Origin of the sequence: Paenibacillus ihbetae, from assembly GCF_002741055.1 — a bacterium.
Taxonomy (GTDB): domain Bacteria; phylum Bacillota; class Bacilli; order Paenibacillales; family Paenibacillaceae; genus Paenibacillus_AQ; species Paenibacillus_AQ ihbetae.
The window spans coordinates 573,466-588,755 of the sequence record NZ_CP016809.1 but is presented as its reverse complement, the minus strand read 5'-3'; the positions used below and the strand labels follow the sequence as shown (position 1 = coordinate 588,755).

Annotated in this window: 15 protein-coding genes; 10 read left to right on the top strand and 5 right to left on the bottom strand. The window is 50.7% G+C overall.

The genetic code is table 11. The features are described from left to right. Nucleotides 1–34 precede the first annotated feature (34 nt). The 3 genes from gerQ to BBD41_RS02555 all read left to right on the top strand — a co-directional run bounded on the left by gerQ (nucleotide 35) and on the right by BBD41_RS02555 (nucleotide 3,320). The gene (gerQ, locus tag BBD41_RS02565; RefSeq protein WP_077565649.1) at nucleotides 35–463 is read left to right on the top strand and encodes a spore coat protein GerQ; all 429 of its coding nucleotides are present in this window, start codon (nucleotides 35–37) and stop codon (nucleotides 461–463) included. A gap of 881 nt (nucleotides 464–1,344) precedes the next feature. Then, nucleotides 1,345–2,664 carry a hemolysin family protein gene (locus BBD41_RS02560; protein ID WP_099476606.1) on the top strand — a complete coding sequence of 440 codons (1,320 nt, stop codon included), beginning with the start codon at nucleotides 1,345–1,347 and terminating at the stop codon, nucleotides 2,662–2,664. A gap of 311 nt (nucleotides 2,665–2,975) precedes the next feature. Beyond that, nucleotides 2,976–3,320, top strand: coding sequence for a hypothetical protein (locus BBD41_RS02555; RefSeq protein ID WP_223260428.1), 345 nt, complete (start codon nucleotides 2,976–2,978; stop codon nucleotides 3,318–3,320). Nucleotides 3,321–3,391: 71 nt separating this feature from the next. Here BBD41_RS02555 and BBD41_RS02550 read toward each other — a convergent pair whose 3' ends face one another. The 4 genes from BBD41_RS02550 to BBD41_RS02535 form a co-directional block, all read right to left on the bottom strand. Further along, on the bottom strand, nucleotides 3,392–4,207 hold the full coding sequence (locus BBD41_RS02550; RefSeq protein ID WP_077565652.1) for a DUF4367 domain-containing protein: 816 nt from the start codon (nucleotides 4,205–4,207) through the stop codon (nucleotides 3,392–3,394). Beyond that, complete coding sequence (locus BBD41_RS02545; RefSeq protein ID WP_077565653.1) at nucleotides 4,185–4,775, bottom strand: RNA polymerase sigma factor; 591 nt, start codon at nucleotides 4,773–4,775, stop codon at nucleotides 4,185–4,187. Before BBD41_RS02545 ends, BBD41_RS02550 begins: the two co-directional genes overlap by 23 nt. A 327-nt stretch (nucleotides 4,776–5,102) precedes the next feature. Continuing rightward, complete coding sequence (locus tag BBD41_RS02540; protein ID WP_099476605.1) at nucleotides 5,103–6,332, bottom strand: aminopeptidase; 1,230 nt, start codon at nucleotides 6,330–6,332, stop codon at nucleotides 5,103–5,105. Nucleotides 6,333–6,504: 172 nt separating this feature from the next. After that, nucleotides 6,505–7,737 (bottom strand): aminopeptidase, encoded by a 1,233-nt coding sequence (locus tag BBD41_RS02535; protein ID WP_099476604.1) that lies wholly within the window; start codon nucleotides 7,735–7,737, stop codon nucleotides 6,505–6,507. Between the two features lie 153 nt (nucleotides 7,738–7,890). Between BBD41_RS02535 and BBD41_RS02530 the strand changes: the two genes are divergently transcribed. Further along, nucleotides 7,891–8,175, top strand: coding sequence for a hypothetical protein (locus BBD41_RS02530; protein WP_099476603.1), 285 nt, complete (start codon nucleotides 7,891–7,893; stop codon nucleotides 8,173–8,175). Between the two features lie 112 nt (nucleotides 8,176–8,287). Here the strand turns inward: BBD41_RS02530 and BBD41_RS02525 are convergent, their stop codons facing one another. Further along, on the bottom strand, nucleotides 8,288–9,640 hold the full coding sequence (locus tag BBD41_RS02525; RefSeq protein ID WP_099476602.1) for a TrkH family potassium uptake protein: 1,353 nt from the start codon (nucleotides 9,638–9,640) through the stop codon (nucleotides 8,288–8,290). Nucleotides 9,641–9,717: 77 nt separating this feature from the next. Between BBD41_RS02525 and BBD41_RS02520 the strand changes: the two genes are divergently transcribed. From BBD41_RS02520 to BBD41_RS02495, 6 genes are all read left to right on the top strand, one after another. Continuing rightward, a complete protein-coding gene (locus BBD41_RS02520) occupies nucleotides 9,718–10,635 on the top strand; it encodes a DMT family transporter (RefSeq protein ID WP_099476601.1) in 918 nt (305 codons plus the stop codon). Nucleotides 10,636–10,754: 119 nt separating this feature from the next. Beyond that, complete coding sequence (locus BBD41_RS02515) at nucleotides 10,755–11,891, top strand: alcohol dehydrogenase catalytic domain-containing protein (protein ID WP_099476600.1); 1,137 nt, start codon at nucleotides 10,755–10,757, stop codon at nucleotides 11,889–11,891. A gap of 180 nt (nucleotides 11,892–12,071) precedes the next feature. After that, nucleotides 12,072–12,797 carry an AzlC family ABC transporter permease gene (locus tag BBD41_RS02510; protein ID WP_099476599.1) on the top strand — a complete coding sequence of 242 codons (726 nt, stop codon included), beginning with the start codon at nucleotides 12,072–12,074 and terminating at the stop codon, nucleotides 12,795–12,797. Beyond that, nucleotides 12,788–13,114, top strand: a complete 327-nt coding sequence (locus BBD41_RS02505) for an AzlD domain-containing protein (protein ID WP_077565659.1) — start codon at nucleotides 12,788–12,790, stop codon at nucleotides 13,112–13,114. Before BBD41_RS02510 ends, BBD41_RS02505 begins: the two co-directional genes overlap by 10 nt. A 215-nt stretch (nucleotides 13,115–13,329) precedes the next feature. Then, on the top strand, nucleotides 13,330–14,043 hold the full coding sequence (locus BBD41_RS02500; protein WP_077565660.1) for a glycosyltransferase: 714 nt from the start codon (nucleotides 13,330–13,332) through the stop codon (nucleotides 14,041–14,043). A gap of 11 nt (nucleotides 14,044–14,054) precedes the next feature. Then, nucleotides 14,055–15,284 (top strand): glycosyltransferase family 4 protein, encoded by a 1,230-nt coding sequence (locus BBD41_RS02495; RefSeq protein ID WP_237086998.1) that lies wholly within the window; start codon nucleotides 14,055–14,057, stop codon nucleotides 15,282–15,284. Nucleotides 15,285–15,290 lie beyond the last annotated feature (6 nt).

Below are 15,290 nucleotides of genomic sequence, written 5' to 3'. Positions count from 1 at the left end.
CGCATCTTGCGGGCATATAGAAGGAGGAATACTTATGTTTAATCAAGGCGTGCCACCTGTGAATTTCCTGAATGGAGTCCGTTATCCGGGCGTACCAAGCCGGGGGACTGCCGGCTATGCCGGAAACGTACCTCCGCAAGTATCAAGCGGAAGCCAAATTACGCAGGGGGGCGCTGTCATGCCGACTCCTCAATTTGAGCAGTCGTATGTTGAGAACATTCTTCGTCTGAATCTGGGCAAAACCGGCACCTTCTACATGACTTATGAAAACAACTCGCAGTGGAACGCCAAAGTGTTCACTGGCGTAATCGAAGCCGCCGGCCGCGACCATATCATTATCAGTGAGCGCTCGACCGGCCGCCGCATTCTTCTCCTGATGGTCAATCTCGACTATGTCGTATTTGACGAGCCGCTGCAATACCAATATCCGGGTGTGATCGGCAACCCGCCGACCGGCCGGTAAATCCATCCATATTCTCGCTCTTGTAACCTTCGCTTTCCTGGGAAAGCGGAGGTTATTTCGCATTGTGCAACAAAACGAATGCTTCTGTTGCCGCGTTAACAGATATCGCCGGGTACCGAAACAATTAACAGATGTCATCGGGTTCCGGGACAAGCAACAAACCCACCGGATACCGGATTAATGAACAGATGCCATATGAACAGACATATGTCCGTACCAGCCACCGCAGGGTCTCGGACTCCTCTTTGGTCAGTTGCTCCTCCCACTCCCCGTGCGTCACCTTGCCTGCTGGCCGATGTTCACGTGAGGATGCTTCTCCTTCAACTTCTCGATGATAAACATGACGATCAGGTTCGACAGGTCGTGCCGCACAGCTGCCTTCGACACCCCAACGGACAGCGGGTGGATGGATGATGAATTGGAGAAATACTCTTTACCGAGATGGTGTTAAGTAAATGTTGCCATTCTGTGCTCAGATGAGTAACTGATACGTCGGCAATTGAATAATTTACAAATACGCCAAGGGTGCCTAGTTGAGAGAGGTACAGGTCCCAGCGTTTACCGAACATGAGGAACCAATTCTATCGGTTATTAATAGAATATATCAATTCCCGGGAATCGAGGGTTAAGTGAAGAAAATCAAATCATAGCTTGTAACAACGCGTTTTAATGTCATAAGACAAAGTTTGACTGTGTATCGTAGTACTATATAATTACTTATATAGCTCGTAAACGTCGGAATAAGATAAGGAGATGAGTCCATTGGGAAGTTGACGCTTTGTCCGAACAGGTCGTTATGCTTAATGGCACCACACATTTTTAATAACCGAAGGAGGTGTTCCTGTTCGTCATCGCATCTGGAATGACGGATAGGAGATCGATTGAGTGACCCCTTACCGAGTTTGATTAGTCTTACCTTGGTATTGTTTCTCGTATTGTTAAATGGTTTTTTTGTATCGGCTGAAATCGCTTTGGTTAAAGTGAAAAGCAGCCGAATCGATGCATTAGCTGAGGAAGGGCATCGGAACGCAAGGTATGCCCAGAAAATATTAAGAAATCTGGACGGATATATATCGGCCTGCCAGTTCGGCATCACGCTGGTGTCCATTGGACTTGGCTGGATCGGCGAACGGACGATATCCTCCCTGATTTCGCCATGGTTTACCGGAATCGGCTGGAGCGATACGGCCATCCATGCGGTATCGCTGGTGATTGCATTCGTACTGATTGCCATCATGCACATTGTGTTCGGCGCACTGGCTCCAAAAACGGTTGCTGTCCGCAAAGCAGAACAAATCACGCTGTTATCTTCAGCGCCGCTCAGTGTTTTTTACAAGATCATGTTTCCATTTATTTGGTTCGTCAACGGATTCTCGAATACCATTCTGCGCCTCTTCCGCATGCAGCCGGTGGTTGAACGGAACGTGCATACCGAAGAAGAGCTTCGGGATATGATGAAGGAGAGCAGTGAGATCGGCCTGATCGACAATACGGAAATGACGCTGGTTGACAACATCTTCGAGTTTTCTGATACGACCGCCCGAGAAATCATGATTCCCCGCACTGAAATGATCTGTCTGTACAACAATTTGCCGATGGAAGAAAATATGAAGATCGCCAGCGAAGGCATGCGTACCAGATATCCGGTCTGTGATGAAGATAAAGACCATATTATTGGATTCATTCATATTAAAGACTTGATGCGTGGACACATCCGTGACCAGCTTTCCTTGATTCGTCCGATACTCGCCGTGCCTGAATCGATCAAGATTAGCGAGCTGCTGCGAAGAATGCAGCGAAGCAAGACGCAGATCGCTATCCTTATCGATGAATACGGAGGGACTTCCGGTCTAGTGACATTGGAGGACATTATGGAAGAGATCGTCGGCGAAATTCAGGACGAATTCGATGAGGAGCGGCCCGGCATCGAGTTGGTGGGGGAGGATGAATACTCCATCGACGGATTGATGCTGATTGAAGAGGTTAACGAACAGTTTGGTCTGGATATGGAGACGGAAGACTACGACACCATCGGTGGGTGGCTGTCATCCCGTTTGGAAGTTTTGCATCCGCATAAAGGCCAATCGGTCTTGTATAGAGATTATATGTTCATGATTGAGGAGACGGAGAACAAACGGATTTCGCGTATCCACCTTGCAAGACAGCAGCAGGAGCTGCTGCAAGAGGAAGCGGGGGCTTGAACTGGTTGTTACAAGAAACAACGACAATAATTGTTGTTGTTTCTTTTTTTTTGCAGAAAAGTTTCAAAAAATATATCAAAAGATGAAGAAAACGAAAAGATTGTGTTGATAGGCTATGTTAAAATATGGATGTTCCTATCAAATGAGAGAAAGGTGATGTTATGTCAAACGTACGCAGTCCTAAACGTATAGCCTCCGCTCTTGCAGTAAGTGCACTTTTAAGTTTATCTTTGGCGGGAGGGGCATACGCGGATTCGGCTACAGACATTGCACCCGGTGCCTTAACTCCTCCCCCTCCTGTGGAATTGAACGTGAATTCCATGAATCTGATGGCCAATAAGTACCTTTCGAGCTACTACTCCTCGATCAGCAAGGCGAGCAGCTCGCAGGTCAACGTGTTTGGCTCTACGACCGCCGGTCAAACCGTTGACTCGATTGGCATCCAATTCGTCCTTCAACGATGGACGGGAACCACATGGGTTGATGCAGGCGGCGCTTCCGATAACGGGACGAATAAAGCTTCCCATACTGCTACCAAGACGTTCAGCGTGACCCAAGGCTACTATTATCGCGCCAAGACTACGCATTGGATCAACGAGAATGGTACATATGAAGAAGGGACTTATTTTACGAGTTCTTTGTTAGTAGAAAAATGAGCATAAAACAAGAAGAGCACCCTGCCCGGGTGCTCTTCTTCTATGATAAAGCCTCAAATGACTCGCATGGACTAGTGTATGCCGTTCGCGATCTTGAGGAATTCTTCCTTGGACATAAAACCGCTGATTAAAACGAGCGTCTGATCGTTATCATGCAGGAAACGGAGCGTTGTTTCTGTCAAATAAGCGGTAGCTCCCGAATCCAGCTTCACCGTGTCCGTCACCTCGCCGCCTACGCCGATGGATTTGTCAGCCGCCATTTCGATGAAATTGATATGGATGACTTTACCTTCCCCGTTCATGTACTCAAGGATGAGATCCTCGATAGGGCCTTGTTCCGAATTGGATATTCCTGAGGCTTCCTGGAACTTGAAGCCGCTTGGCATATAGCTGATTTCAGGAATGCTGAAATTCACGCGCTTCTGGGATTCGGTTAGTGATTCATCGACGTCGGTGAAGCGGTATGTTTCGGTTTCGACCACTTCCGCAGGCGGCACGCTCTCTTGATCAGGTGCGGATGAAACGTCCGGCGGCGGCGGAGTCAGGGCTTTGCTCTCATCAACAGGCGCTTTTTTGCCGAAGATTTGTCCGGCTAAACCGTTGCCCCAATCCACAATCTGCTGATAAATCGGTGATACCGCTTGTGTGACCGTAGGCTGCGAGAACATGAAGGCACCGAAAGCCATCGAAGCGGCAACAATTCCGGCATATTGAAATCTGCGCCGGCGTTTCTTGCGTTGATTCAGCTTCTCGATCTCCAGCTTGACTTGCTGCCAGGATCGACGCTTGCTATCGTCGTTAGTAGGGTATGAGGAGCTAGAAGCTGCACGATCAAAGGCTTCATCGAAAGCCTTATCAAACCAATCATCGTATTTTTCGTTGCTCATCTAATTCACCCCACTCTCTATATAGCATTTTCTTTACGGATTCCCTGGCTCGAAACAATCGCTGCTTGACGATCTCTTCCCGGGTATTGAGCAGGTCTGCAATTTCCTTGTAAGTCATGTTATGCTTCCAGCGGCACTCGATCAACAGCCGGTACTCCGGCTTTAACTGATCCAGATATTGGACAATCGACTCCTCCAGCATATTCGACTCCACTTGCTGCTCAACATTGGTGGAAGAAACCACCATTTCTTCTTCATTTATAAAAACACGCTCAACATCCACTTGGTTACGGTATTTTTTATTTTTTCGCAAATAATTCATGGTGGAATTTTTGGCAACGACCCGAAGCCAACCACGCATCTTGCTTTCCATGTCAAATGTAGGCTTGCTGGTAATGACTTTAATAAAGGATTCTTGAATTATATCCTCAACCGCAGCATGATCCCGGACTACGTATAAAATTTGCCCGTACACAAGATCATAAAATTCATAATAGATTTCTTCTTGAATAGGCTCACTGAGTTCCGTGAAATCTGCTGCAAGGAGGAGTTGTAATCGGTTGGACACGCGATATTCCCCTCTCTGGTGTAACCATCCTATTTCTCTCATCATTTTACAACACATTGAAAGAAAAAGCCCTATGATTTCAATTAACAATTACAGTAAGAGACTCTTATAAGAATATGCCGGCGGTCTTCACGATATTATCTAGAGATCATTCGGGTATGAACAAGCTGGAGATGAAAGCAGGGGATCGGTATTCTAAAAAAGACAATAAAGCCGAAGAGGCTGTCCCCGGTAGAACAAATCTACTCTAGGACAGCCTCATGCAGCATGTGGTTGTGGGTCTAAGAATGATCAGGTTGATGCCAAGGCTTTTATAATAACGAATCGTTACGCCCAGTTTCCGTCAATGAAGACAGGCTCTTCTCTGCCATCGCGGGTAATGCCGGTAATTTGCAGTTCTTTGGAGCCCATCATGAAATCGACATGCGTAATGCTTGCGTTCAAGCCGTGTTCCTGAAGCTGTTCGGGCGTCATCGTCTTGCCGCCTTCCAGGTTAAAGGCATACGCGCTTCCGATTGCCAGATGACAGGAAGCATTTTCATCAAACAGGGTATTGTAGTACAGGATTCCGCTTTCGGAGATCGGGGAGCGATAAGGCACGAGAGCGACTTCGCCCAAGTAATGCGAGCCTTCGTCCATGGATATGAGACGGGACAGTGTATCCTCGCCCTGCTCGGCAGAGAAGCTCACGATACGCCCGTTCTCGAAGGTCAAGGAGAAATTGTCGATAATGTTACCGCCATAGCTGAGCGGCTTCGTGCTGCGAACCGTTCCGTTGACTCCGGTCTTGAGCGGAGCCGTGAACACTTCTTCGGTCGGGATATTGGCCACAAAGCGCTCGCCCTTTTCATTATGACTGCCGGCTTGCGCCCATATATGTCCTTCCGGCAGCTCGATCGTCAGATCGGTCCCTGGAGATGTAAACCGCAGCTTATGGTATTTCTTCTGGTTCAACTCGTCAGACTTGAGCTGAAGCGTTTCGATATGATCTTCCCAAGCTTGGATCGGATCCTCAAGATCGGCACGCACGGCATGAAAGATGGCGTCCCACATTTTATCTACCTGCTGTTCTTTGGGGATGTCAGGGAACACCTTGGCCGCCCAGTCGGGAGAGGCGTAAGCAAGACCCGTCCAGCTCATCTTATCCGCTTGCTGGTATTGCCGGTATTTCGACATGGCGGCGCCGTATGTGCGTTGATAATTGGAGATGCGCTGAGGGTCTACGCCCTTAAGAAGATCGGGATTGGAGGACAGGATCGTAAGGAAAGCGGCTCCCTGTTCCGCGAGCTCCGTGACTTCCTCGGCATAGTATTTCGGCGGTTCGAGAAAGGATTCGTCCGGCGCCAGATCGTAACGGATCCGGTTGACTACCTCATCGCTGTAATTTACTTTTACCAGCTTGGCACCGACCTCATAAGCCTTCTTCACAATCAGGCGCACGAGCGGGGCCGCATCAATCATGGCATTGACGACGAGCGTCTGGCCAGGCTGCACATTGGCACCGACTTTTACGGCAAGCTCTGCGTAATTTTCTAATTTTTGTTCAAAACTTAGCATGGATGATCCTCCAATTCTTAGCGTATTTCTGAAGGTCCTGTAAAAATAACGGAATCATTCCTACGTATCCACTATCTGTTTACAAATCGACCTCAGGTCAATAAAAAGGCGAAGCTTGTTAAGAAAGCAGCTGCTAAGGAAGCAGCTGCTTTATGTATGATCCGCCGGGAGCTTAGAACGCCCAGTTTCCTTTCAGGAATACAGGCTCTTCACGTCCATCCTCGGTAATCCCGTAGATATCCATTTCGGCGGAGCCGATCATGAAATCCACATGGGTTACGCTTGTGTTCAGGCCCTTCTGAGCCAGCTGCTCTTGATTCATGTCTTTGCCGCCCTCGAGGCAGAAGGCATACGCGCTTCCTAAAGCGAGGTGATTGGAGGCATTCTCATCGAACAGGGTATTGTAGTATAGAATGTTGGACTCGGAAATAGGGGACTGATGGGGTACCAGCGCGACTTCGCCAAGGTAACGGGCACCTTCGTCCATGTTCAAGAGACGCTCCAGCGTTTCGTAACCTTGCTCTGCCGTGAAGCTGACGACCTTGCCGTTCTCGAAGGTAAGCGAGAAGTTGTCCACGATATTGCCTGCATAGCTGAGCGGCTTCGTGCTTGCGACCGTTCCGTTGACACCGGTCTTAAGCGGCGCTGTAAACACTTCTTCCGTCGGCATATTCGCAACGAAGGAATGACCGCGCTCATTGATGCTGTCGCCTTGCGCCCAAATATGGCCCTCCGGCAGTTCAATGGTGAGATCCGTACCCGGCGCGACATAGTGGAGCTTCTTGTATTTTTTCGCATTCAGTACGGAGGACTTCTGCTCCAGCACAGCCAAATGCTTGTTCCATGCTTCTACAGGATTTTCCTGGTCCACGCGGACCGTATGGAAGATGGCATCCCACAGCTTCCGTACTTGCTCCGATTCCGGAGCATCCGGGAAAACCTTGGCTGCCCACGCATGCGACGGCACGGCGATCAGACACCAGCTAAACTTGTCGGCTTGCTGGTACGCACGGTATTTCTTCATTGCCTCGCCGCGAGTTTTGTAGTAATTCGCGATCCGCTGCGGGTCAACCCCGCTCAGCAGGTCCGGATTTTCCGAGAGCACATGCAGAATTGCGGCGCCGTTCTCGACCAGCTCCGTCAGCTCGCCCGCATACCATTTTGGCGCTTCGGTGAACACGTCATCGGCTGCCTTCTCGAATTGAAGACGGGTGATGGCTTCATCGTTCCACATGATCTTGACCAGGCGCGCACCTGCTTCATATGCCTTCTCGGCAATCAAACGGGTAAAATCGGCGGCATCTACAGGGGCGTGCACGATCAAAGTTTGTCCTTCCTGGACATTAACCCCAACCTTGACGGCCAGCTCGGCATACTTGTGGAGTGATGTATTCAAATCGGACATTTGGTACCCTCCATTGCGGTAATTAAATTTTAACACTCATATTATATACTAGAACAAGCATCATATGAAAAACAATAATCAGGAGCAAATAAAAGTGATATACTAAAGTTCTATGATGAGTCATCATCGGATAACCGAAGGAGAGTGAAACACATGTCACAAGTCCGGATTGAACGTGCGGACATGAAACGTGATGAAGAGGATCAGTTCGTGGGATACACCGTGTTTTCCATAGATGGACATGCAGCATCCTATGAAATTACATTCCTGAGCAAGAACGGCCGGGATTGGGACTACAGCTTGAACTTTGCGGCCGAGCCCGGGCTTGAAGAGCAGTTCCTGCAGGTGGACGAACGCCTCGAGGAGGAGGACGAGCTGTTTGACGATCTGTTGGATGCCGCGATTGATGCCGGCCATTTCGATGACGCATCGGAATAAGCGAGCCGTATGAATTCTTGATGATGAGAAACAACAAACCGTACACTTCCGGTGGATAAGGAAGCGTACGGTTTGTTTTTCGCGTGGAAGCTAGGCCCAAGACTTTAGCCGGTTATCCGATCGTGATTCGGCCTTCCGGGTGCCGGTACAGCTCTTTGGCGTTTTTTCTGCTGATCGCATATGCCAGCGTCAGCGGCCCAAGACGGCCCAGGAACATGAGTAAGGCGATCGTGATCTTGCCGATCCCGGACAGCTCGCCGGTGAGGCCCATCGATAAACCGACGGTACCGAATGCCGAGACGGCCTCGAACAGGATTCTCAGAAATTCGCCCGACTCGGTGATGGACAGGAACATCGAGGCGCCGACAAGGAGCAGCAAGGACAGAATGGTTAGCGTAACGGAACGGTAAACGACGGCCTGTGATATTCGGTGACGGTACAGGACGACATCGCGCTTGCCTTGGACCATCGTAATGACCGCCCCGATCAGTACCGCGAACGTCGTTACCTTAATGCCTCCGCCGGTAGAACCCGGGGCAGCTCCAATGAACATGAGCAAGATCATGAAGAATTGGGTGGATTGCTCCAAGCTTGCAATATCAAGCGTGCTCACGCCTCCTGAACGGGGCGTAATGGACTGAAAGATGGCGGCCATCCATTTCGTCGGGTACGATAACGGACCAAGCGTCTTCGCATTATGATATTCCAGCACGAAAATCATGAGGGCTCCGATGACGATCAGGAGCGAAGTGACGGTCAATACCACCTTGGAATGCAGCGACAGCTTCCGGCACTTCGGATATTCAATCAGGTCGAAAATGACAATAAACCCGATCCCTCCAAAAAAAATCAGTACCATCAATACAATATTAACGAACGGATCCGCAACGTAGCTGGCGAACCCGGCAAAGGGTCCGTGAATTTGGCTCATGAGATCAAATCCGGCATTATTGAATATGGAAATACTTTGGAATATCCCGAAATAGGCAGCCTCGGACAGCGGCATCATCGATGAGAACCGCAGTGTCAGCAGGAGAGCGCCGGTGCCTTCGATAATCAAGGTGTAGATCAGAACCCGGCGAATCAGGTCAACGATACCTTGAATCTGGTACTGCCCCATGGCCTCTTGAAGAATAATTCGTTCCCGCAGCGAGATCCGCCGGTTGAACATCAGGGCAACCCAGGTTGCAGAGGTCATGAATCCCAAGCCTCCGAGCTGAATCAGCAGAAGCATGACAACTTGTCCGAATCCGGACCAGTGGAGGCCGGTATCTACCACCGCCAGGCCGGTTACGCTGATGGCGGATACGGCTGTGAACAAAGCGTCGATAATCGGCGTGGATGTTCCATCTGCCGTTGAAATTGGAAGCTTGAGTAAAAACGTGCCTACCAAGGTAATCGCCGCAAACCCGATGGCCAGAAATTTTGGCGGGGTCATTTGGTTTCGCAGATCTTTCTTTTTCATTCTTTTGATCCTTTGCATGTAAAATAATATTGAAATCCTTCTCTAATATAACACGAAAGGTGAATCATATAACTAACATGAATGCAGACAGAGCACCGATCCCCGTATTCATCCCTTTATTTATTGGCATAATCGCCATTTCATTCTCTTCCATTTTTGTGAAATGGTCCGACAGTCCCGTTTCCGTTCAGGCCATGTACCGGCTGATGATCACAGCGATCATAATGCTGCCCTTTTCAGGCAAGTATGTGCGCGATGCCGCATCGTTGAAGCGCTCGGATTGGGCTCTGCTGGCCCTTTCCGCATCCATGCTGGCCCTTCACTTTCTGTTGTGGATGGGCTCCCTGCAGTGGACCAGCGTCGCCAGCTCAACGATCATTTTAGCGCTTCAGCCGGTATTTGTCATGATTGGAGCGTATTTTTGGTTCAAGGAGAGAACCTCGCTCGGCGCGCTGGGCGGCATGTCGATTGCCTTCCTGGGCGTATTTCTGCTGATCGGCAGCAGCGGCTTTAGCGGACAGGAAGGGCATCTCAAAGGCGATCTGATGTCTCTTCTCGGTACGGCTGCAGTTGCGGTCCATATGCTGCTCGGACAGCTGCTGCTAAGACGTCTTCCTTCCTTTCTGTACAGCTGGCTCGTGTTCGTGATGGCGTCCTTGGTTCTGGCCGTCTATAACCTGATCCAAGGCTATTCCTTCACCGGGTATTCGGGCAGGGAGTGGGGAATCTTTCTGCTGCTTGCGATCGTGCCCACGGTGTTCGGACATTTATTGTTCAATTGGCTCATGAAATTCGCTTCGGCTTCAACCGTGTCCATGAGCGTGCTCGGGGAGCCGGTGGGAGCCAGCGTGCTGGCTTTTCTGATCCTTCACGAGAGGATGTATCCGCTGCAGGCTGCCGGCGGAGCGCTTGTGCTGCTTGGGCTTATTCTGTTTTTACGGGTCGGAAAAGCGGCTAAGCGTCCGAGAGCGTATGAGCAGAAGGGGGCGGCTTAAAGCACATCGCATCTTGTAGCCGACTAGTTACGCTTGTAATGGCGCACACTGAGATTATCTTGCCCTACGCCTAATTTTTGTTCGCAGCCGCTGCGGACGGTCAAAGGAGAATCTTGCGTGTGAAAGCTGTTACCTATCAAGGCAGGCATAACATCAAAGTCAAAGAGATGAGGGATGCTTCGCTTCTGCGCAGTGATGATATTGTGATCCGGGTTACAACAACGGCCATTTGCGGCTCGGATCTGCATTTGTACAACGGCGAGCTCAGACAGATGACCGACGATTATATTATCGGGCATGAACCGATGGGCATTGTGGAGGAGACGGGGCCCGAGGTCAGCAAGGTGAAAAAAGGGGACCGCGTCGTCATCCCGTTCGTCGTCTCTTGCGGGAAGTGCCTGTACTGCCTGAACCAAATGGAAAGCCAGTGCGATTACGCAAATGACGCGAGGGATACCGGGGGCTTCTTCGGCTACAGCAGCGCTTTTGGCGGTTTTCAGGGCGCGCAGGCTGAGCTTCTCCGTGTCCCTTACGGAAATTTTATGCCTTTTGTCATTCCGCCGAGCGCCGAAATCGAGGATGAGAAGCTGCTGATGCTGTCTGACGCCCTGCCGACGGCGCTGTGGAGCGTGGAGAATGCCGGCGTCAAGCCTGGCGATACGGTGGTCGTCCTCGGCTGCGGTCCCATCGGTTTGCTGACCCAAAAGTTTGCCTGGCTCAAAGGTGCAGAGCGTGTTATTGCCATTGACCATGTACAATACCGCCTTGAGCACGCCAAACGGACGAATCTCGTGGAAACCTACAATTTTGAAAGCAACAAGGAGATCGAAGGGCATATCCGGGAAATAACCAAAGGAGGGGCCAGAGTTGTCATCGATTGCGTGGGATTGGATGCCAAGCGGACGGGGCTGGAAATGGTAGGCACGATGATGATGGTACAGGGGGGGTCCCTCGGAGCGTTACGGATGGCAGCCGGCATGGTCCGCAAATTCGGGACGATTCAGCTGACCGGTATTTACGGGCTCCAATATAATGCCTTCCCGCTTGGCCAGCTGTTCGAACGGAATATTACCCTGAAGATGGGCTTGGCGCCTGTGACCCACTACATCCCGATGATCTATCGAATGCTGAATGACGGAATCGTCGATCCTTCGGATATCATTACGCACCGGCTGCCGATCGATAAAGCTCCGCATGCATATGATATTTTCAACGAGCGCAAGGACGGATGCATTAAAGTCATTTTGAAGCCTTAACGATGCGAGTCCCGCGGGAGCGGAGTGAAGGAGCAGAGGCATATCCTGCGTTTCGACAGATCTCTAAATCTGATCGAAGCGCTTTTTTTGTGCGATGGGAATTGAAGCAAGGCCGTTGACAGAATGGTTGGAAGTATTATAGTAATTAGAAATAGAAATGGGAGTAGGAGAGGGATCACCATGAGCACCAGATACAACGAGCTCGCGCCGAAAGTGGTCGAGCACTCGTTTCTGCAGGGGGTTAAAGATTGCATTCCGACCCTGCTCGGATATTTAAGCATCGGCTTTGCGGCGGGGGTCGTCGAACGCACGGCAGGCTTCAGTCTGCTTGAGATTGCGCTGATATCGCTTCTGCTGTATGCAGGATCGGGGCAATTTATCGCAGCCGGCATGGTTGCTGCAGCAAGCCCGGTCATTTCGATTATTGTCACCATATTTTTTGTGAATGCGAGACATTTTCTGCTTAGCGCGGCCATAGCGCCCTATTTCAAAGGACTGTCGCTAGGAAAGAGCTTCTTCATCGGCTCCTTGCTGACAGATGAAACCTTCGGGGTCGCATCGGCGAAGGCGGTCGAGGAGAAGAGACTGGGATACAAGTGGATGGTCGGGCTCAACATAACCGCTTACCTGTTCTGGTGCGCTGCGAACGTTGCGGGTGGACTGGTCGGAGAATGGATACCGGACCCGGAGCGGTACGGTCTGGATTTTGCATTGCCGGGCATGTTTATCGGCCTCCTGGCGCTGCAGCTGATCAGCCGTAAGAAATATAAGCTGGATATGCTGGTTGTTATCGTTTCGGTGATTGCCGTCATGGCGGCAAGTACATTCGTGCTTGGCAGCGCAGCGGTCATTATTGCGATTATGGTCGCAGCTACGGCGGGATTGGCGGTGGAACGATGGAAATAAGATGGCATATCGCTCTTCTCATCATCGGCTCAGCCGTGGTCACGCTGATTCCGCGCGTGCTGCCGCTTATGATTCTTAGCAAGCTCCGCATCCCCGAGCTGGCGATCCGTTGGCTTGACCATGTGCCGATCGCGGTGATGGGCGCGCTGCTGGCCTCGGAGCTGCTGCTTTCGGACGGCCGGGTGGATCCCGGCAGTCATCTGCTTGAGCTGATCGCCGCTGTGCCTGCCTTCCTTACCGCCTTCCTGACAAAGAGCTTATTCGCGACAGTGGTGGTCGGCATTTTATCCTTGGTAGCACTCCGGCTGATCGTTTGATATCAACCCGCCGTCAAGGCACAACAGCTATTCTTGTCTGCTGGAAAGCAGATAAGGATAGCTTTTTTTCATTGATGGTGCTGGGGTGAATTGGTCGAATGTCAGGGGACAGGGGTCCTAGCGGAAAGCGGAGACGATGCATATGGTGTACTAACCCATGATGTGTTAACACGAGCAAAAGAACGAAACAAGGCAAAAGGGAGGAGAGACGGGGGATGATGCCGACGGTTACGATAGTCGTACCTTTCTATAACTGCCCGTATATACAGCAAGCTTTAGAAAGCGCGGTCCAGCAAACGTATCCCGCGGTTGAAATCATCGTGGTGGACGACGGGTCGACGCGTTACGCTGATCTGATTGCCCCTTACACAAACAGGGTCTACTATATGGGGAAAGGCAATGGGGGAACGGCCAGCGCCTTAAATCACGGCATTTTGCATGCTTCGGGAGAATACATTGCTTGGCTCAGCTCGGATGACCGGCTGGTTCCCCAAAAGGTCGAGCGACAGCTGGCGTTCATGTTGAGCCGGGGACTCGATATTAGCTACACCGGGTTTGCTGTCATTGATGAGCATAACCGGGTGATTCGACCGTACGAAGGGATCCCAATGGCAAGTAAGAGCGATCTGTGCCAACAGCTCCTTAACTACAATCCGATAAACGGCTGTACGGTGATCGCGAAGAAATCGTGGCTTCGCCAAGTTGGGATGTTTAATCAGGAACTTCCATACACGCATGATTTCGATTTGTGGGTTCGGCTTCTTATGAACGGGGCCTCGTTCGGCTTCTTGCCGGATATGCTCACGCTTTACCGGGTGCATTCCCAGATGGGAACGATAAAGCATCAAGCTACGATCGAACGGGAATATGCAATGGTCAAAAATAATTATCGCGGCGTGCTTGAATATATGGCCCGCCAGTATCCTTGACTGCGGGGGATATGATGAAAATACTGTTGGCTACCCATTGGTTAATCCCCCATTTAGGCGGGGTTTGGAACTTTATGCAGCAGCTCAAGCAACGGCTGGAGCTGCTCGGCCATGAAGTCGATTTGCTCGGAGATAGTCCGGATTATCAAAAAATCCATATCGTCAATCGCGGGCTGGAGCTTTCCAAGGCCGAACTGCTTCCAATGCTTGAAGCCAAGCTCACCCCGCAAGCAGCCCCCGGCATGAATCAACATGATATTATCCGAAACTATGAATTAAGCCGATACTGCATGGAGCTTGCTGCAGCGTATTTCGGCTTGGATCAATACGATATTATCCATACCCAGGATATTTTTGCTGCCCGCTCCCTCGGAAGGGTAAAGCCCAAAAAAACACCTTTAATCGCGCATGTTCATGGGTCGGTATCACGGGAAATGAGCGATCACTTTCGGAACAATCCGTCCCTTGGCGTGACAGAGGGGAGCCCAGCGTGGCGTTATTTCCCTGCGGTAGAATATCATGCCGCCATGTCTTCGGATATTATGATCACGGCGAATCAATGGGCGAAAAACATCCTTGTTCATGAGTGCGGAATTCCAGATTACAGGGTGACCGTGTTCCAGTACGGCCTCGATTCAGCGGCATTTCAGGCTAAGTATCATGCAGAAAGCACGATCCAAAGACCGTTAGGTAAAAAAGTCATCATCTGCCCAGCGAGACTGGTACATGTCAAGGGAATCCATGTCCTTTTGTCTGCACTTGCCATCCTAAAGCAATGGCGCAAGGATTGGGTGTGCTGGATTGCCGGCGATGGGGCTATGCGCGCTGAGCTGGAGGCGCAGACGGTGCAGGCTTCGCTGCAACACGAAGTGTTCTTTCTCGGCGAGCAGCAGAACGTGCCGGCCTTGCTGTCACAGTCCGATATTTTCGTCCACACCTGTATCCACGATAACCAGCCGTTTTCGGTCATGGAGGCTCAGATGGCGGGCCTTCCTTCCGTTGTATCCACTACCGGGGGCTTGCCTGAGATGGTTACCCACGGACATACAGGCCTAATCGTCCCGGTTAACGATGCAGCGAGTACAGCTCACCATCTGAATTTGCTGCTGACGCATGATGACTACCGCCTATATCTGGGTCAGAATGCGAGAAGCTTTGCACAGCAGCATTGGTCCATGGACCAGATGATCGACCGGATATTGAACATTTATTACAGCGCCCTTGCGCAAAAATCTTCTTAAGGGGGA